We start from the raw sequence: 22,960 nt of genomic DNA on the forward strand, positions 1-22,960 counted from the left end.
ATCATGCTCAAACGAACAGCCTAAAGCGCGGTGCACCCCATCGCGCTTTAGACCGGATCGTCGGGTTCGAGCGCCCGCGGCGCCGCCGTTCCGATCAAGGACCAATACTCGATCGGCGGCCGCCCCGCGCCCGGCCGCTTGGCGGTGATGTCGGCCGGGCCGATGATCTCGCCGGCCTCCAGCGCGCGTGCCGCCACGATGCTCTTGCGCGCCACCGGCACATTCCTGACCTCGGACTCCTTCGGCGTCTTTATGCCATCGCCGAGCGCGGCTTCGACGTTGCGGATGGCGCTGACCATCTTCTTGAAATCATCAGGCTCGAGTGAGGCCGCATGGTCGGGACCGGGCGCATTGCGATCCAGCGTCAGGTGCTTCTCGATGATGGTTGCGCCGAGCGCAACCGCAGCGACCGAAATTTCGAAACCGTCGGTGTGATCGGAATAGCCGACCGGAAGCTGGAATGCCGATCGCATCGTCGCCATCGCGGCGAGGTTCACATCGGCGATGGGGCAGGGATATTCGGTCGTGCAATGCAGCAGGCTGACGTGTCGCGCCAGCGCGGCGCGCGCCGCCGGATCGCGCCATGCCGCGCGGAACGAGGCGATGCCGGCGGGATCGTTACGCTGCGCGTAGCCGTGCGCCAACACGCTCAGCGCTTCCTCGACCTCGCTGAGCGTCGCCATGCCCGTCGACAGGATCAGCGTCGCGCCGGCCCGCGCTGCCGCGTGCAGCAGCGGTGCGTTGGTGAGGTCGCCCGATCCGATCTTGATGCGCGGCAGCTTCAGCGACAGCAGAAAGCCGAGGGAGGCGTCGTCGAACGGCGTCGACAGGAATTCGATGCCGCGTTCGGCGGCGCGCGCGATCAGCGTGTGGTGCGCGGCCTGCGGCAGTTCCAGCCGCTCCAGCATGGCGAGCTGGCTCTCGGCGGCGTCGGTCGTGCGCTGCTGATAGTCGGCCTTCTTCGCCGCTCCGCCCGCCAGCGCCTTCGCATTGAAGGTCTGGAACTTGACGATGTCGGCCCCGGCATCGGCCGCCGCATCGACGAGGGCCAGTGCCTTGTCCAGGCTGCCGTCGTGATTGACGCCGGCTTCCGCAATGATCAGCGTGTGCGTCGTCATGGCCGCGCTCCGCTTGCCGGAAGGTCGTAGAAGCTTTTCTTCAGGAGCTGCCCGAAATCAGGGATGCCGGCAATGATGTCGGCAAATCGCCGGCTGGAGGCGCCGTCACCATAGGGATTGACGGTGTCCTTGCGGCCGCGCTGAAGCGCTTGCGAGATCGCCGCACCGATCGCGCCGCGTTCGGGCGCGGCGTGAAACACCGAAGCCGCGCGCTCGCGTCCCTTCTGGCGGTCGCCGACATCGACCGTGGGGACGCCGAATGACGGCGCTTCGAGGATGCCGCTCGACGAGTTGCCGATCACGACGTCGACCTGGCTCATCAGGCTGAGATAACGAAGCTGCCCGAGCGAGGCGACCGCGATCGTGTTCGGCCGGCTTGCCGCGAAGGCCTTGGTGCGGTCGTTCAGCGCGCGTCCCTCGGCATCGGCATTGGCGAGCGTGAAGATGAAACGGAATTCGGGATCGAGCGCCGACAGCGCCGCGAACAGTTCGTCCAGCTCGGCCATCGAGCGGCCGGCCTCGATCGTGACCGGGTGGAACGTCACGAGCGCATTGTGCTCGCCGAGCGGCATGCCGACCGCGCGGCCGATGCTGTCGCGGTCCATCAGGTCGAGATGCCTGATGGCGTCGATGCCGACCGAGCCGATGGTGTGAATGCGGGACGGATCCTCGCCGAGTTGGACCAGCCGCCGCGCCGATCCCGCATTGCTGGCAAAATGCAGGTGCGACATCTTGGTGATGGCGTGGCGGATGGATTCGTCGACCGCGCCTTCGGTGACGTCGCCGCCGAACAGATGCGCCATCGGCAGCCGCATGAACATCGCGGCCTGTGCGGCCGCGAACATCTCGAAGCGGTCGCCGAGCAGGACCACGAGATCGGGTTGCAGGCGCGCGAATGCGTCGGCAAATCCGATCACGCCGAGCCCGACCGATTTCGCAACGCCCGCGCCGGTGTCGCTGGCAAGAAGCGTCTCGACGCGCTCGTCGACCTCGAAGCCCTCGTCGCGGATGGCGTTGAAGGTGTAGCCGAACTCGGGCGCGAGATGCATGCCGGTGGCGATGAGCTGGAGCGTCAGGCCTGATGTCTCTCGGATCGCGCGCATCGGCCAGGTCAGCAGTCCGAAATCGGCCCGGCTGCCGGTGACGAAGCAGATCTTTCGCGCGCCGCTATTCATCGCGGGCCCTGATGCTGGCGCTGCTCGGCAGGTTGATCAGGCGGCGCTCGATCGATTCGGCGGTGGCGAGATCGCCGCGCGGGCTCTGCGCGAACATCGGCAGGCGGTGCATCAGGGTCCAGGCCGGGCGCGCGCCGAAGCCGGCTTCGTTCAGCGCCGTGAGCACGTCGTCGCGCCGCCCGGCATAGGCCTCGTCGAGCAGGATCGCGTTCAGCCAGTAATTGCTCGTGGTGCCCGCAGGCTCGCGCGAGAAGCGGACGCCGGGCACATCCGCAAAGACGCGGTCGTAGGCCGCCGCCAGCCGGCGCTTGCTCGCCAGGAAGCCGTCGAGCTGCTCGAGCTGCGCGCAGCCGAGCGCGGCGTTCAGGTTGGGCAGGCGGTAGTTGAAGCCGATCTCGTCGTGCACGAAGGCCCATTTGTGCGGCAGCTTCGCGGTGGTGGTGAGATGCTTGGCGCGGCGTCCCAGTTCCTCGTCATTGGTGAGGATGGCGCCGCCGCCGCCGGTGGTGACGATCTTGTTGCCGTTGAAGCTCAGCGCCGCGAGCCGCGCCTGCGATCCGACGGCGTGGCCCTTGTAGGTCGAGCCCAGCGATTCCGCGGCATCCTCCACCAGCGCAATGCCCCAGTCGCGCGCGATTGCGGCGATCTCGTCGAGCTCGACGGGATGCCCGAACGTGTGCATCGGCGAGATCGCCGCGATGCGGCGTCCGGTCTCGCGATTGATCGTGCCCTTTGGCGTTCGCTCCGCAATCGCCTCGAGCCGCGTTGCGAGCGCGCGCGGGTCCATGCCGAGCGTCGTGAGCGAGCTGTCGATGAAATGCGGCGCCGCCCCGCAATAGGCGATCGCATTGGTGGTCGCGATGAAGGTCAGCGCCGGCGAGATCACCTCGTCGCCGGGCTCGACGCCGGCGAGCCTGAAGCAGGCGTGCAGCGCCGCCGTGCCGTTGACGACGGCGACCGCGCGCCTTGCGCCCGTCACCTCTTCCAGCATGCGCTCGAAGCGGTCGACGAACGGACCGACCGAGGAGACGAAGGTGCTCTTGATGCACTCTTCGAGATAGGAAACCTCGTTGCCGGCGAACACCGGCTCGTGCAGGCCGAGGATGCCGTTGGGCGTTCCCGCGGCGCGCCGGACGGCATCGACCACGGCCTTCGGATCGAATGTGAGCGCTTTTGTCGCGGCCGTTCCTACTGTTGCCTCAGACATTGTAGACGTCCGCCTTGTAGCGGCTGAGATTGGCGGGGTTCGTGAACCAGCTCACCGTCTTCTCGATGCCGCGGCGCATGCCGTCGATCCCGCCGAATTCCGGGCTCCAGCCGAGCTGCTGGCGCGCCTTGGAATTGTCGGCCCAGAGCCGCTCGACCTCGCTGTTGGCCGGACGCAGGCGCGCCTCGTCGGTCTCGATCTCGATCTTCACGCCCATCACGTCGGCGATCATCTCGACGGTCGCCCCGACAGAGATCTCGAAGCCGCTGCCGAGATTGATGGTCTGGCCGACACATTGTTCGGCCGGCGCGGTGAGGCCCGCGATCAGGCCGCGCGCGGTGTCGGTGACGAAGGAGAAGTCGCGCGTTGGACTGACCGCGCCGAGACGGATCCTGCGCTTGCCGGTCGCGATCTGGCTGACGATGGTCGGAATCACCGCGCGCGCCGATTGCCTGGGACCATAGGTGTTGAACGGCCTGATGACGACGACCGGCATGTCGAACGAGGCCTGGAAGGACAGCGCCATCTGGTCGGAGGCGATCTTCGAGGCCGAGTAGGGCGATTGGCCGACCAGCGGATGGTTCTCCTTGATCGGCACGATCTGCGCCGTGCCGTAGACCTCGCTGGTCGAGGTCTGCACGAAGCGGCGCACGCCGGCCATGCGCGCCGCCTGGAGCACGTTGACGGTACCGCGCACATTGGTCTCGACGTAGGAATCCGGCGCGACATAGGAGAAGGGGATCGCGATCAGCGCCGCCAAATGCAGCACGTCCGTGCAGCCGCTGGCGGCCGCGATCATGAAATGCGGATCGCGGATGTCGCCGGCGACCACTTCCACGGACTTCATGATGTCGGCGGGAACCGTGTCCAGCCAGCCCCAGGAATTGAAGGAGTTGTAGTAGACCACCGCCTTGACGCGGGCCCCGGCTTTCACCAGCTCCTCGACGACATGCGAACCGATGAAGCCGTCGCTGCCGGTAACGAGGACGCGGGCGTCCCTCAGATCTGCCATGCCGGACCCCAGAAGGCGATTAAGCCAGTATTCGCAACAAGATGGCGCTATAGCACACTGGCCGTTGTGCGCAACAGAGCAGCGCCCGAAAGCTGCCAAATGCCCGGGGATGCAGCAGTTTTTGTAAGGCCCGTCTAAGCCTTGCCGGCCGGGTTCAGGCGCTGCCTCAGGAACGCCTCGAGATTGCCGCCCTCGAACAAATGGCCGGGGAGGCCGGCAGCCCGGGCGGCCTCGATGTCGCTCGGCTTGTCGCCGATCACCATGCTGCGCGTCATGTCGACCGGAAAGCGCTGCGCGAGGTCGGTGATCATGCCCGGCGCCGGCTTGCGCCGGTCGCTCGTGCGGCAATAGCGCGCGATGGTTCCGTCGGGATGATCCGGGCAATATTCGAAGGCGTCGATATGCGCGCCGACCTCTGCCATCTGGTCCGCCATCCAGCGGTGCAGGGTGAGGACGTGATGCTCCTCGTAATAGCCGCGCGCCACGCCGGATTGATTGGTGATGACGAAGGCGAAATAGCCGGCGTCGTTGACCGCCTTCACGGCCTCGCGCGCGCCCTCGATCCATTCGAGCTTGTGCGTCTCGAACGTGTAGCCGGAATCGTGGTTGAGCACGCCGTCGCGATCGAAGAACACGGCCGGACGCCGCAGCTTCTCGCGCAGCTCGCGATCGGCGCGCGCGAAATCATCGGGAATGCCGATGTCGATGAAATAGCCGCGATAGGCGGTGCCGCGCAGCTCGCCGCGCGAGGCAAGGCCGGGAAAGACGTCCTGCTCGAGCGAAGCGGGCAGCTTCGCGATATCAGCGAGAACGGACTTGTCGACCACGTAGATGCCGGCATTGACCGGTCCCGTGGCGCCCGCACCCGGAGCGATGAAATCGCGCACCACGTCGCCGTCGAGCACGACGCGCCCGTAGCGGTCTCCGACGACGCCGTCGCGCAGTGCCATGTGAACGCGCCCGCCCTGCGCGCGCGCGATCAGATCGAGCAGGTTGAAGTCGAACAGCGAGTCGCCGTTGAGCAGCAGGAAACGGTCGTGCAAGAGGTCGCGCGCATGCACGAGCGCACCGCCGGTGCCGAGCGGCTCGGTCTCGCGCGACACCACGATGCGCGTCGGTCCCCTGGCGGCCGCGACGTAGTGCGTCTCGACGATCTCCGCCTTGTGGCCGGCAAGCAGGACGATTTCATCGAACATGCCATAGCGGACGAGCTCGTCGATCAGCGTGTCGAGGAACGGCCGCCCGCCGATCTCGAGCATCGGCTTCGGAACCAGCCTGGTGCGCTCACCAAGCCGGGTGCCAAGCCCGCCGACGAGGATAACGGCCTGTCTCAGCATGGAGCGGGGAGTTTGCGACATCGATCGAGCTGTCGGTGAAAGGCGAGTGTCATTTCCAATGTCCATAGCGCGCCACTGATCTCTGCGCCAGATGCGCTTTCGTCGTGACGGAGAATGCCTGAGGTCAGCGTAGGCACGGAATGCGAACGACGGCGGTCTGGTTGTTTGCAAACAGCGCCTGGAACGGCCCGGCGCGAAGCGACTTGATGAATTCAGAATCCAGAGGCTGCGTCGGCGGAAAATAGGAGAGCCGTTGACCGGCGCCGAGATCAATCCACGCGATCGTACGGGGATTGATCACAGCGACGAGCTGCCAAGTATCCTGGCCGGTCCCGAGCATCCCCTGGATCGCCTCTCGATCCGTCTCTTCTGTCCTATCGGGCATTTTCGGAGTTGCTGCCTCCGGCTCGTCCGTCGCCGGCGCTTTTGGGGGACGGACAGGTCGCAAAATTCCAGCCAGAGCGTCGGCCCTGTGCATCCGAAAATACGTCTCCTGGTTGATATCCTGCAGGACCGGCCGAACGGAGGCGCAGGCTTCGGCCAGCCGCCGCGCTCCGTCGTCCCGTTCGACGATCGCGGAAAGGACGGCGCGCACTGGCTTGGCGGTCGCCTCGTTGACGGTATCCAGATTCGAGAACGTGTAGGCCGCCGGGGCACCGGTCAGGGCCTGGATCATGCCCAGCGTGTAGGGATCGGACAGCAGGATGCCCCTCTTCAGGTTGCCATGCAGCCAGAGTGCGGTGTCGAGGTCGTTGGCATTGTAATGCGTGATGGCTGTGGCACCGCCCGGAAGGGGTCCGTAGCTGTAACTCTTGGATATGCCGGCGACGCCGGCGCGATCGAGGCCGATGCCCAGACCCATAATGGTCGCGAGCGCGCTGACATGAATCCATCTCGACCGGACGAGCGCCACCGGCACGAGCGCCACGAGGAGAACCGTTCCCGCGATCTCGGTCGGCCGGAGGAAATCCTGGTACCGCGCGGAGGGGAGGTCGGGCCGCCAAGTGAAGGCATAGACCGCCAGCGCGAGGCCGGCGGCGAGCAGGGTAACCGTGATTGCCGCAGTCGCCCGCCGGCGGAAGGGGGCGGGAGAGGGGTCGAGCAGCAACTGGCAGAAGGCTTCGGTCGCCGTGACCGTGAGCAGGGATAGCACGATCATGGTGGTCCGGTACAGGAACGGAAAGCCTGACAGCACGGCGACGACAAGGCTGCAGCCGATCGTCCACGACCACAGCAGTTTCGACGCGCGTTCGGTTTGGGCAGGGGTGGAAGCTGTGCCCAGGGGAGTGACCGAGCGATCGATCCACCACCAGGCCATCGCCATTGCGATGCAGACGGCAAACAGTGGGCCTATGGCCCGGCCCAGTTCAATGACTGCGACCTGTGGGCCGCTGCCGAGGAATAGTTCCTCGCCACTCTCGATCGTCTTGCCCAGCACCGCTCCTGTGATGTGAGAAAATACGACGTTGGCGTTCGCTGACGGCAGGTAGTCGAGCCGCATCGCCACGATCGTGGCGACGATCCCGCATATGATCAGCGGCAGCACGACGAATAGGGCGCGGAGAATCCGGAGGCTCTGCGCCGGCCGGCGTGACATCTCGCGCAGGATGACCAAGTAGCTCAACCAGGCGGCAAGGACAGCCGGGATGAACAGGTACGATCCGCGGTGCGCCAGGAGCAACATCGCGGGCCATCCGCACCCCACGAAGAGGATGCTTTCGCGCGGATGGCCCTTGCCCAGCATCCTGAGCAGGAACAGCCCGACCGTCAGGAGCACGAGCACCAGCGCGTTGTTGTTGAGCATGAAGGCAGTGAGAAGCGAGGTAGCCGCGCTCAGGGTCAGCAACACGACTGAGCCCGCCGGAATTTCCTCCTTCGCATCCCGCCCGGCATTGGCGAATAGGACACCCAGGAAGACCACGCTTCCGGCGAGCGCCAGGCTGCCATTCGTCAGCAGCCCGACGCCGTTGCCTGCTGCTGCGAAGAAGAAGGTGATCCATCTCCGCACCGGTTCTGCATAGAGGCCTTCCGCGAAGGCGTAGAAGGCCAGAAGAAAGAACAGGATCGAGACGTAGCGGTAGATCCAGCCAAAGTGCAGGAGATCGAGGCCGAGGGTGCCTGACAACACACCGGCCAATGCCGAGCGAAGATCGACGTACGATTGCGACGCGTAGGGGTTGATGACGCCGCTATCGGCGTATTCCTGCGCCGTCTTCATCCAGTGAACGTCGGCGCCGATATCCGAGTAGGGGAATTGCGAGAATGCGCCGAACGTCCACCACCACGTCGCGAGCGCGATCGGGAACGATAACAGGCACCAAAGCAGGATGTTTCCGGCGTCGCCGGTGCGCGGGCGCCAAGCCGGCCATGTCCATGCCAGTCCAAAAGCGGACAGCGCAACCATGATCGCCAGATGAAGCCGGATGTCGTCAATGAGAACGGAGCAGAGCCCGAGAAGAATGCCGACGGCGGAGGCGCCGATCGCATATCCCAGCACGATGAACTGCGGCTTCGTCAGTCGGCTCGTCTTGATCAATTCCAGCGGCGCAATCGCGAGGATGGAAAGGCCGATGCCGAGCTGAGTCAGGAAGAATACGAAAGTCAAGAGCAACGTATTTATCCACATCGCAACATCTCTATCGTTCTTCTAACTGAGCCAGGCAGATGCCTGTGACGGGCCGGCCCTGGTGCGACGAATGGCTGCCCTTCATTTCGAGCGTGCCGCGCCGTGCCGGGTTTTTCCGAAGGCGGTGCAGCTCCATTCATAGTTGATTCCAAATACGGCTGAGCGTAAACATCCGTGGAATTGTGCAGGATTTTTAGCATGCGGGCGAGAATATCTGGGCGCAATCTTCGCTATCCATCGGCCAATCGGGCCTGATCGTCGCTTCCCGCCGAGTTTCGTCGCATGCCCGGTGAATTGCAGATTGGCGAGGCCGTCGCAAGGGGCTATCCGCCCGCGGTGCTCTACCTGTGCAACGACGAGACTGTCACCACGGAAGTCTGCGCATTCAACTACTTCTCGGTCTTCATGAAGGATCATCCGGACGTGGATGCCCACGTCTGGTTGTTCGACGGGGCGGGCAAGCAGGTTGGATATTTCCACAGGGAACTCGGAGTTAACGGGCAATTACAGCTGCGTACGTCGGAGCTCTGTCCGCGCGTTTCAGGAACGGTGGCGATGGCGCTGGTGCCGAAACATGAGACCAAGCTGCGTCCCGGACGAAAGGTGACGACCGGCTACTACGCACAATATTTCTCGCAGCACGGCGCAATAACATTGTCGCACGAGCGCGAACCCGTTGCCGCATCGCCGTTTCCGACCACCGCCTGGATGCAGTCCTATCTCACGCGGTTCCTGAAGGAGTCCGGCGTGGTGCTCGTGAACTCCTGCATGGCGTCCGAAGGCGTTTCGGTGGGGACGGCTCGGCTCATGGCTCTGGATGGCGCCGCCTTGGGCGAGAGGGTGCTTCCGGAAATCGCGCCGATGGGCGCGGCACGCATCAGCACGCTGGACCTGTTCCCCGAGGCCGCAAAGCTGGTGGGGGCGAACGATGGGTTTGCCCTGGAGTTCAAGGGCACCAACATCGCCAGCCCGTTCAGCTATTATGAATTTGCCAACGGCAAGTTCAGCCTGCATCATTTCTAGAGGCCGCGCCCGTGACACGTTTCTCCTCCAGTCCCTGGAAGCCTCACGAGCCCAGGTTCATGTTCCCGACCTTTGCGGGTATCGAGTCGCGCATGGGCTTCTCGATTCCCGCCTGGTATCGTCCGGTCGACATCCGATACCTCCGCAGCCTCGTCGCCGGCAGCCTGCGCAAGAATTTTCGCGAGACGGTCAAGGACCTCGTTCCCGAGCTCGCCAGCCTTGTCGCCTCGGGCTTCAGCAAGAAGCTCAGATTCAAGCTGCACATCCTGTCGCGGCAGGGCGACTACCGGGCGACCTACGAGTTCCCGGAAAGCTATGCGCCGGGCGCCACCGTCGAGATCGAGCTGTCGCGCCTCTTCGCCTCGCTCAAGCTGCCTCAGGACGACTATCTGGTCATCGCCGTGATGTCGCGCGGTCGGATGGACGGATTTCGTTCCTCGCCTGCAAGCTATTCCATGACCTATGTGGATCAGGACAACGTCGCGATCTATCGCACCGGCGCGTTTGCCCGTCCGCTGAACGAGGGCAGGCTCAAGGCGCATGTCGGATTCACCGGGATCAATCCGAAGATCATTGCGACCAAAGATATCGTCAGCAGCCTGATGCTGATCAACCATTCTTCCGATCCCGAATATGCTCATGCCGCGCGGCCGACGTCGAGGCTGATCCGCGAGGACGGCGAGGAGCTCGAAGCGGACTTCGGCGAGATCCCGCCGCTCGGGGCACGCGAGATGTCGGTCGTGGATATGTTCGGCAGTCGTGTGTTCGACTTCCTCAAGCCGTTCGGCGGTCGCGGCAGCACAGTCACCACCTGCACCGGGGTCACGCTCGCGAGCCTGCATTTGCAGCGCACGAACGATAACCGGCGGACGCTCCTGGGCATCGAGCACTCGCGCCCCGCTCACATGAATCTCGCCGGGATTTTGCAACACTGATTTGGAATTCGATTGGACGGAGCGTGGATCAATGCCGTCGTCGCTCGGCGGTCCTGGCCGATTGCTGAATTTCGACGAGGGCATGAAGACTCCATTCCTCGGCTTGGTGCTGGGATTCTGGGGCGTCTCGAACGTTCTGGTTATCGCCTGGTGGTGGGCCGACATATCCGACAGGTTTCGGCCTGGCGTGCTTAGCCTGCTCGTCGGCATTTCGATAGCCGTGCCGAAGATTCTGATCTGGATGCACCCCGGACCGGATTTCAGATCATTCCTGATCGCGCACGGGGACTATTTCTCTATAAACTGGTTGGTCAACCTGCTTACCATGAAGCTCGCGGTGGCGGTCGCCAGTCTCTTCCTCGCGATCGTGATTGTGAGGACGTTTGCGTTGACTCGGACGATGGCCATCGTCCTTCCGGCATCACTACCGCGCCAATCTGACGAACTGGAAGCGGTTCGACGCCAGTGGCGGCGGTGCTCTCCGCTTCTACGGCATCCATCTGATCGCGCTTCTTGCAGAGCTCGGTTACGACGACGTGGCGATGTCGATGCTCGCGGGGCCGTCGGACGCCGAGACATCGTCATGGGATGCCGTGTTCACTGCCAAAGGCCTGCCGTCATTCGCGCTACGCATCGACAGTCGCGCGCCGCATGCATGCTTTAGCATCGCGGCAGGACGGCGCGGGAAAAGCGATCTCACGATCGTCGACCAGCTTGACCCGTTTTCGTCGGTCCAGCGGAGCTCGATGAACCTCCGCGATCCCAGGGTCGACGTGCTGGCGCAATTGTGCCGCTCGCTCGGCGAGGCCGATGCGGACCACGCGCGGCGTCAGTGCAAGATCATCGCGCTATGGGCGCGGATCGAGGCGGTCTCCCGCCGAGTATCCGCGTCCTGAGCTGTGCGCAACTACCACACGCTCCGCCCGCCATCCATGACCAGGTTCTGCCCGGTCATGTAGCTCGACGCATCCGAGCAGAGGAACTGGACCGCGGCGCGATATTCGTCGACCTCGGCCATGCGCCCCATCGGAATCAGGCGAGTGAGCCGGTCTACGAAGGCCGGGTCCTGGTTGTTGAAGACGCCGCCCGGCGAGATCGCGTTGACGCGCACGCCGTGGTCGGCCCAGTAGGTCGCCAGATATTTCGTCAGGCCGATCAGCCCGTGCTTGATCACCGAGTAGGTCACGGGCTTCACCGGCTGTTCCTCCTCGCGCGTCACCTGCGGCTGGCGGTAGAGCCGCTGATCCGGCGCGATCACGCCGAGATCGGAGGCGATGTTGAGGATCACGCCGCGGCCGCGCCGGGCCATCTGGCCGCCGAACTCCTGCGCGCACAGCATCGCCCCGGTCAGGCCCACGGCGATCTCGGTCTGCCATTGCGGCACCGGGAAAGCCTCGAAGCGCGAGGAGTGCATGACGCCCGGGCTAGATGTCACCTTCGGATCGATCGCAGCATTGTTGACGAGGATATCGACGGTAACGCCGCGGCCTGCGAGCTGCTCGCTCGCGGCGCGCACCGAATCCTGCTTGGTGACATCGAGTGCGAGCGCGATCAGATCGGCGGAGGGCGTGGCCTGTTTCAATGTGGCGATCGCCGCCTCGGCCTGCGCGAGGTTGATTTCGGTGACGACGACACGCGCGCCCGCCTCGGAGAGTGCGGCGACATGCTGCCGCCCGAGCAGGCCGCCGGCGCCGGTCACGAGCGCCGTGCGTCCGGCGAGATCATAGCGGGAGGAGGGGCTTGCCATGGAAAAGCTCCTGTTCAGCTGCGCAACTGGCCGCCATCGGCGACCATGACACTGCCGGTGATGAAGGCGGCGCGGGGCGAGGCAAGGAACGCAACGAGGTCGGCGATCTCTTCGGGCTTGCCGAGCCGGCGCAGCGCCACCTCGCGCGCGAGCATGTCCTCGACCGCGGCCTTGTTCTCGGCGAGCTTGCGCGCCCAGGTCCCCTCGGCGGCGAGGATATTGCCCGGCGCGACGGCATTGATGCGGATGCCCTCGAGCGCCAGCGGTCGCGCCAATCCGCGCACTGTCGCGTTCAGCGCCGCCTTGGCGGCATAGTAGGTCACGGGAGCGCCCAGCGCGGCCATGCCCGCGATCGAGGAGATGCAGACGATGGACCGGTCGCCGCTGCCGCGCGCCAGCAGCGGCCGCGCCGCCTCGATCGTGTTTGTGGTGGCGAAGAGGTTGAGGTCCATCACCCGAGACCATTCCGCCGCGGTTTCCTGACCCGGCGGGACGGATGCGCCGCTGCCGACGTTGCAGACGAGGACGTCGAGGCGGCCCCATTGTTGTTCGACGTCCCGCACCAGTGTCGCGGCGGCGGCGGGATCGGTGACGTCGGCGATGTGGACCGAGTTCTGTCCGCCGACGGTCGCGCGCGCCGCATTTAGCGCATCCGAGCCGCGTGCAGCCAGCGCGACCTTCGCTCCCTCTGCGGCAAGTGCGGCGGCAATGGCAAGGCCGATGCCGCGGCTGGCGCCGGTGACGAGAGCGACGCGGCCTTCCAGCTCGAGCTTCATCGCGCCGCGTCCTCGATCCAGCCGACCGTCATGTCGCGATATTTTGCGAGCGCGCCGGCATGGTCGCCGTCGGCGGCGCGTGCGGTCTGCAGGATGTACTGCCCCCTGTAGCCGGAGCGCTCGATCAGCCGGATCGTCTTGGCGAGGTCGGCGTTGCCGGTGCCGAGGGGCACGGTGGTGCCGCCGCGAACGCGGTCCTTCACGTGCACATTGAGGATTCGCGGCGCGTAGGCTTCGATCTCCTCGCTGCTGTCATAGCCGAGCGAGGCGCTGTTGCCGCTGTCGTAGTTGACGCCGAAGACGTCTGCCGGAAAAGCCTCCATGAAGCGGGCGAGATCACTCGGCGGCAGATCGGATTCGAAGACGATCTTGACGTTCTGTCTGACAAGCTGTTCGCGGCGGGCGATCAGCACCCGCTTGAGCGTGTCGCTCTCGCTCTCGCGTTCGATCTTGCCGTTGTCGACCAGCGGGATCACGACGAACTCGATGCCGATCCGGCTGCAGGCGGCAATCAGCAGATCGAGATCGCCGACGAGAGCGTCGCGCACGACGGCGTCGACCTTCCAGAACGGCGCCTGCATGAAGCAGTCGCCGGTCAGGCTCGGAATGCGCAGGCCGTTCTCGCGCGCCAGGGCGATGATCTCCGCCTGGCCGGCTTCGGTCGTGAGCGGATTTTCCCGCAGCCGTTCCTGATCGATGGTCCATTCCATCCGTGTCAGGCCAAGCGCCTTGGCGCGGGGAAATTCCTCGCGCCATTCATCCCACGGAAACGCCTGGATCTTGCCGTCGACCAGTGCCGACAGGCGCCCCTGCATGAAGCCGATGCGTTGCAATGTTGCGGTCACGACTTGCTATCCGAACTGATGGCGAGGCCCTTGGCGGTCCAGCCGCCGTCGACGAAGATCTCCTGGCCGGTCACATAGGCCGAGGCGTCCGATGCCAGGAAGATGGCGGCGCCGACCATGTCGGCGGGTTGCCCCCAGCGGCCGAGCATGGTGTGGCGGCGCCGGTCTTCGTGCATGACGGGATCGGCAAAACTCTTCGCAGTCATCTCGGTCGCGACGTAACCGGGCGCCAGCGCGTTGACGCGGATGCCGTCGCTCGCGTAGTCGGCGGCAAGCGCGCGGGTCAGGCCGGAGAGGCCCGCCTTCGCCGCGACGTAACCGGGATTGCCGGGGAAGCCGCGGGTCGAATTGATGCTGGTGACGTTGATGATCGCGGCCGAGCCCGTGGTCTTGAGCAGCGGATAGGCGGCAAGGATCGTGGCGTAGACGCCGGTGAGGTCGGTCGCGACCGTGCTGCGGAAGCGAGCCAGCTCGCTTTCGGCACCCTGCGGGGGAAGGCTGATGCCGGCTGCGTTGACCAATGCGTCGATACGACCGCCTTGCGCCGCGATGGCATCGAACGCGCGCCCGATCGCGGCATCGTCGGAGAGATCGCAAGCCATTGCAGTGACGCCGTGCGGCGCGGTCCCGGAACGGCTGAGACCGAACACCGTGGCGCCGGCCTCCTTGAGGCCGGCCGCAATCGCAGCGCCGATACCGCGCGAGGCGCCGGTGACGACCGCGATCTTGCCGGCAAGAGAGAAGGCGCTGAGATCAGGCATAGCCGTAACTGCGCATGATGGCGCCGCAGAGCTTGACATCTTCCGGGCGGTCGATCTGGAACATCTTGTGGCGCTCCATCACGTGAAAGCCGATCTTGCCGCCGAGACGGTTGTTCTGCTCGCGCAGGAGTGAAGGAATCAACACGTAGAACGAGCCGTTCTCCAAATAGCGCGTCTCGATCTGTTGCCGCATGCGGCGGTTGCGATAGTCGTAGTTGATCGGCTCCGGCCCGTTTTGGCCGATGCGCCAGTTGAAATAATCCTCGACCTCGCAAACCGAGAGCAGGCTGTCGAGCTGCTCGCGATCGAAGGTCGCGAGCGCCGCCTCGATGTCGCCGGGCTCGCGGATCGGCGAGGTCGCCTGCAGCGCGACGATGCGCTCGAAGCGGCCCATCCGCTCGTCGACGGCCTCGAGCGCGTGCAGCCAGGCGGATTCAGAGGAGGCGAGATCGCCCGAAATGTCGTCGGGACGCCGCACGCCCACCGCACCGGCAGCTTCCGCCACTTCCAGAATCCGGTCGCTGTCGGACGAGACCGCCACCACATCGACGCCCTGCGCGGCGCGCGCCTGCTCGACCGTCCAGGCGATCAGCGGCTTGCCGCAGAGATCGAGCAGGTTCTTGTGTGGGATGCCCTTGGAGCCGCCGCGTGCGGCGATCACGGCCAGCGTCTTGCGCGCCATCAGATGTGTCCCTCGAGGCGCTCGAGCGCGGTCCAGAAGCCTTCGCCCATGTTCTTGTGGCCCTGCCAGATCTCGGGAATGAAGGATGCGTCGGGCGCATGCTTGCGCAGCACCCGTCCGATCTCGTCGAAGTCGATCTCGCCTTCGCCGATCTGCAGGCCTTCGCCGTCGAGCCCCTTGGCGTCGCCGAAATGCAGATGCGCGGTATGAGGGCCGAGCTGGGCGAGGCCTTGCGCGAAGTCGAAACCGAAATGATTGGCGGCGAGCTTGGTGTGCGAGATGTCCACGCACATGCGCAGGTCGTGCTTGGCGCAGAACGCGGCCGACTCGTCCGGGAAGATGAAGATGTTCTGGTGGCGCTGGCCGCCGAAATGCCAGGGGAAGGGCGCCATGGTCTGCGGCGTCAGCTCGACGCCGTCCATATCGAGCTCCTTCAGGCTCTGCGCGAAGATGCGGTAGCGCTCGGCCTTCTCTTCCGGGGGCAACGGCTCGTCCATGGTGAAGCCGCCGATATTGGCGACGATCGGCGGTCGCTTCGTCTTGGGAAAGAACTTCTTCAGGCCGCGGGTGATGTCGATCACCGCCTGCGTCTGCTCGAGCGAGTAGCGGCGCAGCGCCTCGTCGGGCGTTGCGAGGTCCATCAGCTTGGAGCCGGCGAACAGTTCCGGCGCATGCACGACGAAGCCGATATCGTAGGTGCCGGAGAGATAGGCCGCCGGATCGCGCTCCATGTCGCTATAGCTGAGATGGAATTCGAGGATGTCGGGCTCGCAGATCTCGAGGAAGCGCTCGGTATCGTGATAGCGCACTGGCACGCCCCAGGGCCGGTCGAAGCGGTAGCGCCGCGCCTTCGCGATACCCGCTTCGAGGTCGCTTTGGAAGAAATAGTCGTCGGCTGCCATCCTGCGCTTGAGAGTCTTGCCGATCAGGGCCGGCATCTTCAGCGGCGACAGGCCCTGGCCCGGGCTCTTCACGGCGATGTCGTTCTCGGAGATGACCGTGCCGGGTTCGATGTCGCGCGCAGCGACGAGGCTCTTTGCGAGATTCTCGCGGTTGATCAGCTCGCCCTGGCTGAGCGCGCGCTCGGCGAGCTTTTCGCCGCACGCCGCTTCCACCTCGCGGATGCCGGTGACGAGTGCCTTGAATTCCTCCGGCTCCAGGCTCGCGGCATGGTCCGGGCCTTCCATCTCGCGGTCGAGCGTGATGTGACGCTCGATCACGACGGCACCGAGAGCGACCGCCGCGGTCGACACCGCGGTGCCGCGCTCATGGCCGGAATAGCCGACGAGCGGGTGGATTTCCCGCAGCGTCTCCATGAAGCGCAGATGGATGTTGTGCAGCGCTGCGGGATAGGTGCTCTGGCAATGCAGCAGCACGTAGCCGGCGTTGCGCTCGTCGAGGAATTTGGCCACAGTCCTGATCTCGTCCGTGGTACTCATGCCGGTCGAGACGATCAGCGTCTTGCCGGTCGCGGCAAGCCGGACGAGCAGGGGAAGGTTGGTCAGATCGGCGGACGCAACCTTGTAGGCCTGCACGCCGAAGCCTTCGAGCACCGCGACGCTCTTCGCATCCCAGGGTGTGCAGAGATATTGAATGCCTTTCGAGGCGCAGTAGTCGGCGATCTTCTTCTGCTGCTCCGTGGTCAGCTCGAAGCGGCGGAGCAGGTCGAGCGTGTACTCGACGGCGAGGTCGTCGTCCTTTCCGGAGAGCGAGGAAGCGCGATAGACCTCGTCGAGCTTGCGCATCTGGAATTTGGCGCAGTCGGCGCCGGCCGCGACCGCGGCATCGACCAGTGCGATGGCGCGGTCGAAATCGCCGTTATGGTTGTTGCCGATCTCGGCGATCACGTAGCAGGGCTCGCCCTCGCCCAGGAGGCGGTTGCCGATACGGACTGGAGCTGGCTGTTTGGGCGGTATCATTAACATTCTCGTCCCACGCGTCAGGCGGATCGCGCTGGAAGGCGCGATTTCCACGTCCGCAGTCCATTTTCTTCGAACATGATGCGCGAGCAGCTATGCCCCTGCTGCTCCAGCGCCGCGATCAGCTGGTAGCGTTCGAACGGACGCACGAAGAACAAGAAGTAGCCGCCGCCGCCGGCGCCCAGCAGCTTGCCGCCGACCGCGCCGTGCGATTTGGCGAAATCATAGAGGGCGTCGAGCTCGCCGGAGGAGATCTTCGAGCTGAGCTTGCGCTTGGCGTGCCAGGCTTCGTCGATCAGGCGTCCGCAATCCTGCAGCCGGCCGCGCAGGAGATGCTTGCGGATCTCGCGCGTCACCTCCTTCTGCTTGGCGGCAGCGCTCACTGCGTCAGTCGTCTCGTGCTGTGCCTTCTGGTCGCGATGGATCGCCCCGGAGTCGCGGCCCGCGCCGGTGTAGCAGAGCACGAGGCTCTCCTCGAGCTCGGCGATGATGTTGGCGTCGAGGCGCAGCGGTACGATGGTGTTCTGATCGGAAGAGAACTCCATGTGGTTGAAGCCGCCGAACACGGTGGCGTATTGATCCTGCCATCCGCCGGGAATGTTGAGCATCAATCGCTCGGCCTGGAACGCCATTTCCGCGATCTCGTGCCGATCCCATTGGTCGCTGCGGAATTCGTTGAAGCAGCCGATGATGGCGGAAGAGACCACCGCCGATCCGCCGAGGCCTGAGCCGACCGGGAAGTCGGCGGAGACCTCGAGCTCGAACCCGTAGGTCGGCTTGATCAGGCGCACCACTGATTTGATCAGGGCGAGATCGCCGCCCGTGCCGAGCTCGGCGAAACTGTTGGCCTCGACCGTGCGGCGAAAATCGTGCGAATAGATCCGGATGCGGGGATCGCTCCGGCGCCGCAACGTTGCGTGCGCGTACATCTTGATCGTGGCGCTGATCACCGCGCCGCCGTCATTCGCGACGAAGTAGTGCGTCAGATCGGTGCCGCCGCCGGAGAAGGAGATGCGGACCGGCGAGCGCGCGCGCGCGAACACCTCGCTCTCCTCCGACAGGTTGAACAGCTCGCGGCTGAACACGTCGACCAGCCGGCCCTCGATATCGAGGATGGGCACGACATGCACGCGCTGGTCGAGCAGCTTGAGGATCTGCTCCCGCGGTCCCCCCGCCTGCGCCCAGACGAAGTTGCGGTTGATGCAGGCTGCCACCTGGTCGTGGATCGTGACGCCCGCCAGCATCCGCCGGCGGATGTCGCCATCGGTCACCGCGCCGACGATTCGTCCGGCCGCGTCCTGCGCGAAGAGGATACCGAGCATGTTGGCGTTGAGGCGCCGAAAGGCTTCCTCAATGGTCTCGGTTTCGGCGATCGTGAGATGGCTCGTTTCTGCCAATGGTATGGATCCAAAAAGGGGAAGGAATTTCAGGCCCTTAACCCCCGCGGCGAGCCGCCGAAAGCGTCGCATTTTTCGAGTCGTTAGATACGGCAGGGGGGCGGATCATGCAAGTTTCCCGGAATCGGGCCTCTAGGTGCCGCAAATGGGCTCATCAGCGCCGGAACCGGCTTCGTCAAGAGCCGGCTTTGGACATTGCGGGTCGCTCGCGGTGTCCCGCCCGGGATGGCTGCGCCACAGGCGATGCGGGGTCGGCCTGGGCTTGCCTGGTCTAGGGCTCGCCTTGCCTTGCCGTCTGCTTTGCCTGTATTTGACGAACCCGGCACTTGCCGACGGCCGGCCTTGCCTGGGCCGGCCCGCGTCCGCGATCACCGGCGTTCACCGGTATGATGAAGGCTCTGCATGATTAGATTTGGGCTGCTTGGCTGCGGGCGAATTGCCAAACGCCACTCCGACCTCTTGGGCGGCAATCACGTGGAAGGTGCGAGCCTCGTTGCGGTCTGCGATCCCGTCCGCGCACGCGCCGATGCCATCGCCGGAAAATTCGGCGTGCCGGCGGTCTACGACATGGATGATTTTCTCACCCGCAAGGACATCGACGCGGTCGCGGTGCTGACACCAAGCGGGCTGCATCCGGCGCATGTCATCGCTTGCGCCAGGGCCGGCAAGCATGTCGTCGTCGAGAAGCCGATGGCGCTCCGGCTGCAGGATGCCGACGACATGATCCGCGCCTGCGATGCTGCAGGCGTGAAGATGTTCGTCGTCAAGCAGAACCGTTTCAACGTGCCCGTCGTCAAGGCGCGCGAGGCGCTCGATGCCGGGCGCTTCGGCAAGCTGATTCTCGGCACCGTGCGGGTGCGCTGGTGCCGCGATCAGGCCTATTACGACCAGGACGCCTGGCGCGGCACCTGGGCCTATGACGGCGGCGTGCTGACTAACCAGGCGAGCCACCACATCGACATGTTGGAATGGTTCTTCGGCGACGTCGTCAGCGTGCATGCGCGCGGGATGACGGCACTCGCGAAGATCGAGACCGAGGACACTGCGGTTGCAACGTTGAAGTTTCGTAACGGCGCTCTCGGAATCGTCGAGGCCACCACGGCGGCGCGGCCGACCGATCTGGAGGGATCGCTCTCGATCCTCGGAGAAAAGGGCACGGTGGAAATCTCCGGCTTCGCGGTCAATCAGATCCGGCATTGGCGCTTCGTCGACGAGCTGCCGTCCGACAAGGACGTGGTCGAGAAGTTCTCGGTCAATCCGCCTAACGTCTATGGCTTCGGCCATCAGGCCTATTATCACCACGTGGTCGACTGCCTGGTGAACCAGCGCGCCGCGCTGGTTGATGGGCTCGAGGGCCGCAAGAGCCTGGAACTGATCTCCGCATTGTATGAATCGATCGAGACCGGCGCGGAAGTGCCGCTGCGATTTACGCCCCGGCTGAGCCGTCTGGGTGTCGTCACGTGAACAAGCCGGACATCCATCAGGCCGCTATTCGCGATGTCGCGTTCGGTGCCGGCGTCAAGGTCGTCGAGCCCTGCAATCTCTATAGCTGCAAGATCGGCGACGATTGCTTTGTCGGTCCATTCACCGAGATTCAGAAGGGCGTCGTGATTGGCGCGCGGACGCGCGTGCAGTCGCATGCCTTTGTCTGCGAGCTGGTGACGATCGGCGAGGACTGCTTCGTCGGCCATGGCGTGATGTTCATCAACGATACGTTCTCGACCGGCGGCCCGGCGCGGGGCCGCAAGGAACTGTGGCGCGAGACGGTGATCGGCAACCGGGTGTCGATCGGCTCGAACGCCACCATCCTGCCGGTGAAGATCACGGACGACGTCGTGATCGGCGCAGGCTCCGTGGTGACCAAGGATATTACGACGCCGGGCACCTATGCCGGTAATCCGGCGCGCCGGCTGTAGACCGGTAACTTAAGGGAATACGATCGATGGCCGTGCCTTTCGCCGATCTGCATCTGCAGCATCAGACCATCAAGAGCGAGATCGATGCTGCAATCGCGGGCGTGATCGGTGACAGCGCGTTCATTCGTGGCACCTATGTCGATGCCTTCGAACGGGAGTTCGCCGAGGCAGCACAGGTGAAGCATTGCGTGTCCTGTGCCAACGGCACCGATGCGCTCTATCTCGCCATGAAGGCGCTGAAGGTGAAGCCCGGTGACGAGGTGATCACAACGGCGCATTCGTGGATTTCGACGGCGGCGATGATTACGCACGCCGGCGCCGATGTCGTGTTCTGCGATACCGACGGCGCGACCTTCACGATCGATCCGGCGGCGATCGAGGCTGCGATCACCCCGCGCACCGTTGGCATCATCCCCGTCCATCTCTACGGTCAGCCCGCCGATATGGACGCGATCATGGCGATCGCAGCCAGGCACAAATTGTGGGTGATCGAGGATTGCGCGCAGGCGCATCTGGCACGTTACAAGGGGCAAATGGTCGGCACCTTCGGCGCGGCCGCAACCTATTCGTTCTATCCCGGCAAAAATCTTGGTGCGATGGGGGACGCCGGCGCGGTGGTCACCAATGACGGCGGCCTCGCCGAGCACATGACGATGTTGGCGCGTCATGGCGGGTTGGTGAAGCATCAGCACCAGATCGAGGGCATCAATAGTCGGCTCGATGGTCTGCAGGCGGCCATCCTGTCGGCGAAGCTGCCCCATCTGGCGGCCTGGACCGAGGCACGACAGGCTGCCGCGAAAGTCTATGACGCAGGACTCGGCCAAATCGAGGAACTCGTGGTGCCCGCGATCGCGCCCAGGCGCAGTCACGTCTACCACCTCTATACGATCCGCCATCCGCGCCGTGACGCATTGGCCGCCCATCTCAAGGTCAATGGTGTGCAGACGGCAATCAACTATCCCAGCGCATTGCCATTTCTGCCCGCCTATCAGCGGCTCGGCCACCGCACGGAGCAGTTTCCGAACGCATCTCGCGACCAGGCGCAGATCTTGTCGCTGCCGATGTTCGCCGAAATCACCCGTCCGCAGCAGGACGAGGTGATCGACCTCGTCCGGAAATTCTAAAGCGCGATGAGATTTGGATGAAGCGTCATCGCGCTTTAGGTTGTTGTTTGCGCATGATCTTTCCGGAAAACCGCTTCGCACTTTTCCGGATCATGCTTTAGCGCTCGTCCGCGATCACCTTGCCGTCGTTCGGCAGCGCGCCGGGGCCGACCAGCTCGATCGCGCCGCCGAGCTTTGTCACCGCGCGCAAGGTGCCCGCGATCTCCTCGCGCAGCGTCTCGCTTGCCGCCGCCGTTTCCGCTTTCAGCGTCATCGCGTCGGTTTCGCCCTGGCGCGTGACGACGAGACGCAGGCGGCCAAGCGCGGGATGGCGCTTGCCGATCTCGGCGACCTGCTCTGGACGGACGAACATGCCCTTGACCTTCGTGGTCTGGTCGGCGCGGCCCATCCAGCCCTTGATGCGCATGTTGGTGCGACCGCAGGGGCTGGTGCCCGGCAGTGCGGCGGTGAGGTCGCCGAGCGCAAGCCGGATCCAGGGATGGTGCGGGTCGAGCGAGGTGACGACGATCTCGCCGACGTCGCCCGGCGCGACGGGATCGCCGGTGCCGGGCCTGACGATCTCCATGATCAGGTCCTCGTTCACGACCATGCCTTCGCGGGCTTCGGTCTCGAACGCAATGAGGCCGAGATCGGCCGTGCCGAAGGCCTGGTAGGCGTCGATGCCGCGCGCCTTGATCTCGGCCTGGAGCGAGGGCGGGAAGGCCGCGCCCGAGACCAGCGCACGCTTGATCGAGGAGACGTCGCGGCCCACGGTTGCGGCAGCATCGAGCAGGATCTTCAAAAAGTCCGGCGTGCCGCTGTAGCCGACCGGCCGGTAGGCTTCGATCAACTCGAATTGCTGCTCGGCATTGCCGGGACCCGCGGGGATCACCGCGCAGCCGAGCGCACGCGCCGACGAGTCGAAGATGAAGCCGCCGGGCGTGAGGTGGTAGCTGAATGTGTTGAGCACGATGTCACCGTCCCGGAACCCGGCCGCGAACAGCGCCCGTGCGCCGCGCCACGGATCGGCCTGCCGTCCTTCCGGCTCGAAGATCGGCCCCGGGGAGGTGAAAAGCCGTGCGAACGAGCCAGGGGCCGCCGCCACGAAGCCGCCGAAGGGCGCGGAGGCCTTGTGCAGGGCCGGCAGTTCCGACTTGCGCAGCACCGGCAGGCGCGCAAGCGCCGCGCGCGTGGTCACGGCGTCCGGATCCACGCCTTTCAGCCGCTCGGCATAGGCGGGCGCCGTCATCGCGCTGCGCAGCACGTTCGGCAGGCGCGAAAACAGCTCGGCCTCGCGCGCCGCTTGCTCGCGCGTCTCGAGGGCGTCGTAATGGGCGGTCATGGCTGATCTTTCCGGGTTGGCATCCGTTGCACGCCGCCG

At 65.0% G+C, this 22,960-nt stretch carries 20 protein-coding genes; 6 read left to right on the forward strand and 14 right to left on the reverse strand.

Annotation, left to right across the window (positions count from 1 at the left end; genetic code table 11):
• Positions 1 to 47: 47 nt before the first annotated feature.
• The 6 genes from neuB to JQ635_RS04160 all read right to left on the reverse strand — a co-directional run bounded on the left by neuB (position 48) and on the right by JQ635_RS04160 (position 8,460).
• The gene (gene neuB, locus JQ635_RS04135) at positions 48 to 1,118 is read right to left on the reverse strand and encodes an N-acetylneuraminate synthase (protein WP_211408603.1); all 1,071 of its coding nucleotides are present in this window, start codon (positions 1,116 to 1,118) and stop codon (positions 48 to 50) included.
• Positions 1,115 to 2,293, reverse strand: a complete 1,179-nt coding sequence (gene neuC, locus JQ635_RS04140) for a UDP-N-acetylglucosamine 2-epimerase (RefSeq protein WP_211408604.1) — start codon at positions 2,291 to 2,293, stop codon at positions 1,115 to 1,117. The genes neuB and neuC overlap by 4 nt, the downstream gene beginning before the upstream one ends.
• Positions 2,286 to 3,500, reverse strand: coding sequence for a LegC family aminotransferase (locus tag JQ635_RS04145; protein ID WP_211408605.1), 1,215 nt, complete (start codon positions 3,498 to 3,500; stop codon positions 2,286 to 2,288). The genes neuC and JQ635_RS04145 overlap by 8 nt, the downstream gene beginning before the upstream one ends.
• On the reverse strand, positions 3,493 to 4,512 hold the full coding sequence (locus JQ635_RS04150) for an NAD-dependent 4,6-dehydratase LegB (RefSeq protein WP_211408606.1): 1,020 nt from the start codon (positions 4,510 to 4,512) through the stop codon (positions 3,493 to 3,495). Before JQ635_RS04150 ends, JQ635_RS04145 begins: the two co-directional genes overlap by 8 nt.
• 134 nt (positions 4,513 to 4,646) lie before the next feature.
• The gene (locus JQ635_RS04155) at positions 4,647 to 5,870 is read right to left on the reverse strand and encodes an HAD-IIIA family hydrolase (protein ID WP_246583302.1); all 1,224 of its coding nucleotides are present in this window, start codon (positions 5,868 to 5,870) and stop codon (positions 4,647 to 4,649) included.
• A gap of 103 nt (positions 5,871 to 5,973) precedes the next feature.
• Positions 5,974 to 8,460 (reverse strand): hypothetical protein, encoded by a 2,487-nt coding sequence (locus JQ635_RS04160; RefSeq protein ID WP_211408607.1) that lies wholly within the window; start codon positions 8,458 to 8,460, stop codon positions 5,974 to 5,976.
• A gap of 297 nt (positions 8,461 to 8,757) precedes the next feature.
• Between JQ635_RS04160 and JQ635_RS04165 the strand changes: the two genes are divergently transcribed.
• The 3 genes from JQ635_RS04165 (at position 8,758) to JQ635_RS04175 (ending at position 11,329) form a co-directional block, all read left to right on the forward strand.
• Complete coding sequence (locus tag JQ635_RS04165) at positions 8,758 to 9,498, forward strand: hypothetical protein (RefSeq protein ID WP_211408608.1); 741 nt, start codon at positions 8,758 to 8,760, stop codon at positions 9,496 to 9,498.
• Between the two features lie 59 nt (positions 9,499 to 9,557).
• Positions 9,558 to 10,433 carry a hypothetical protein gene (locus JQ635_RS04170; RefSeq protein WP_211408609.1) on the forward strand — a complete coding sequence of 292 codons (876 nt, stop codon included), beginning with the start codon at positions 9,558 to 9,560 and terminating at the stop codon, positions 10,431 to 10,433.
• 542 nt (positions 10,434 to 10,975) lie between these two features.
• Positions 10,976 to 11,329 carry a hypothetical protein gene (locus JQ635_RS04175; RefSeq protein ID WP_211408610.1) on the forward strand — a complete coding sequence of 118 codons (354 nt, stop codon included), beginning with the start codon at positions 10,976 to 10,978 and terminating at the stop codon, positions 11,327 to 11,329.
• A gap of 11 nt (positions 11,330 to 11,340) precedes the next feature.
• Here the strand turns inward: JQ635_RS04175 and JQ635_RS04180 are convergent, their stop codons facing one another.
• The 7 genes from JQ635_RS04180 to JQ635_RS04210 are packed head-to-tail and all read right to left on the reverse strand — an operon-like array spanning position 11,341 to position 18,560.
• Positions 11,341 to 12,180 (reverse strand): SDR family oxidoreductase, encoded by an 840-nt coding sequence (locus JQ635_RS04180; protein ID WP_211408611.1) that lies wholly within the window; start codon positions 12,178 to 12,180, stop codon positions 11,341 to 11,343.
• 14 nt (positions 12,181 to 12,194) lie between these two features.
• Entirely contained in the window at positions 12,195 to 12,956 is a 762-nt protein-coding gene (locus tag JQ635_RS04185) for an SDR family NAD(P)-dependent oxidoreductase (RefSeq protein ID WP_211408612.1), read from the reverse strand.
• Positions 12,953 to 13,801, reverse strand: a complete 849-nt coding sequence (locus tag JQ635_RS04190; RefSeq protein ID WP_349631837.1) for a sugar phosphate isomerase/epimerase family protein — start codon at positions 13,799 to 13,801, stop codon at positions 12,953 to 12,955. Before JQ635_RS04190 ends, JQ635_RS04185 begins: the two co-directional genes overlap by 4 nt.
• Entirely contained in the window at positions 13,798 to 14,562 is a 765-nt protein-coding gene (locus tag JQ635_RS04195; protein WP_211408613.1) for an SDR family oxidoreductase, read from the reverse strand. Before JQ635_RS04195 ends, JQ635_RS04190 begins: the two co-directional genes overlap by 4 nt.
• The gene (locus JQ635_RS04200; RefSeq protein ID WP_211408614.1) at positions 14,555 to 15,244 is read right to left on the reverse strand and encodes an acylneuraminate cytidylyltransferase family protein; all 690 of its coding nucleotides are present in this window, start codon (positions 15,242 to 15,244) and stop codon (positions 14,555 to 14,557) included. The genes JQ635_RS04195 and JQ635_RS04200 overlap by 8 nt, the downstream gene beginning before the upstream one ends.
• Complete coding sequence (locus JQ635_RS04205; protein WP_246583303.1) at positions 15,244 to 17,163, reverse strand: N-acetylneuraminate synthase family protein; 1,920 nt, start codon at positions 17,161 to 17,163, stop codon at positions 15,244 to 15,246. Before JQ635_RS04205 ends, JQ635_RS04200 begins: the two co-directional genes overlap by 1 nt.
• A 20-nt stretch (positions 17,164 to 17,183) precedes the next feature.
• On the reverse strand, positions 17,184 to 18,560 hold the full coding sequence (locus JQ635_RS04210) for a CBS domain-containing protein (protein ID WP_246583304.1): 1,377 nt from the start codon (positions 18,558 to 18,560) through the stop codon (positions 17,184 to 17,186).
• 402 nt (positions 18,561 to 18,962) lie between these two features.
• Here JQ635_RS04210 and JQ635_RS04215 point away from each other — a divergent pair, with 402 nt between their 5' ends.
• The 3 genes from JQ635_RS04215 to JQ635_RS04225 are packed head-to-tail and all read left to right on the forward strand — an operon-like array spanning position 18,963 to position 21,600.
• Positions 18,963 to 20,024, forward strand: a complete 1,062-nt coding sequence (locus JQ635_RS04215; RefSeq protein ID WP_211408616.1) for a Gfo/Idh/MocA family protein — start codon at positions 18,963 to 18,965, stop codon at positions 20,022 to 20,024.
• Positions 20,021 to 20,476, forward strand: coding sequence for an acyltransferase (locus tag JQ635_RS04220; protein WP_211408617.1), 456 nt, complete (start codon positions 20,021 to 20,023; stop codon positions 20,474 to 20,476). Before JQ635_RS04215 ends, JQ635_RS04220 begins: the two co-directional genes overlap by 4 nt.
• Before the next feature lie 26 nt (positions 20,477 to 20,502).
• Positions 20,503 to 21,600, forward strand: a complete 1,098-nt coding sequence (locus JQ635_RS04225; protein ID WP_211408618.1) for a DegT/DnrJ/EryC1/StrS family aminotransferase — start codon at positions 20,503 to 20,505, stop codon at positions 21,598 to 21,600.
• Positions 21,601 to 21,697: 97 nt separating this feature from the next.
• Here the strand turns inward: JQ635_RS04225 and JQ635_RS04230 are convergent, their stop codons facing one another.
• The gene (locus JQ635_RS04230; RefSeq protein ID WP_211408619.1) at positions 21,698 to 22,921 is read right to left on the reverse strand and encodes a phenylacetate--CoA ligase family protein; all 1,224 of its coding nucleotides are present in this window, start codon (positions 22,919 to 22,921) and stop codon (positions 21,698 to 21,700) included.
• Positions 22,922 to 22,960: the final 39 nt, after the last annotated feature.

The organism is Bradyrhizobium iriomotense, assembly GCF_018130765.1.
GTDB classification, from domain to species: domain Bacteria; phylum Pseudomonadota; class Alphaproteobacteria; order Rhizobiales; family Xanthobacteraceae; genus Bradyrhizobium; species Bradyrhizobium iriomotense_A.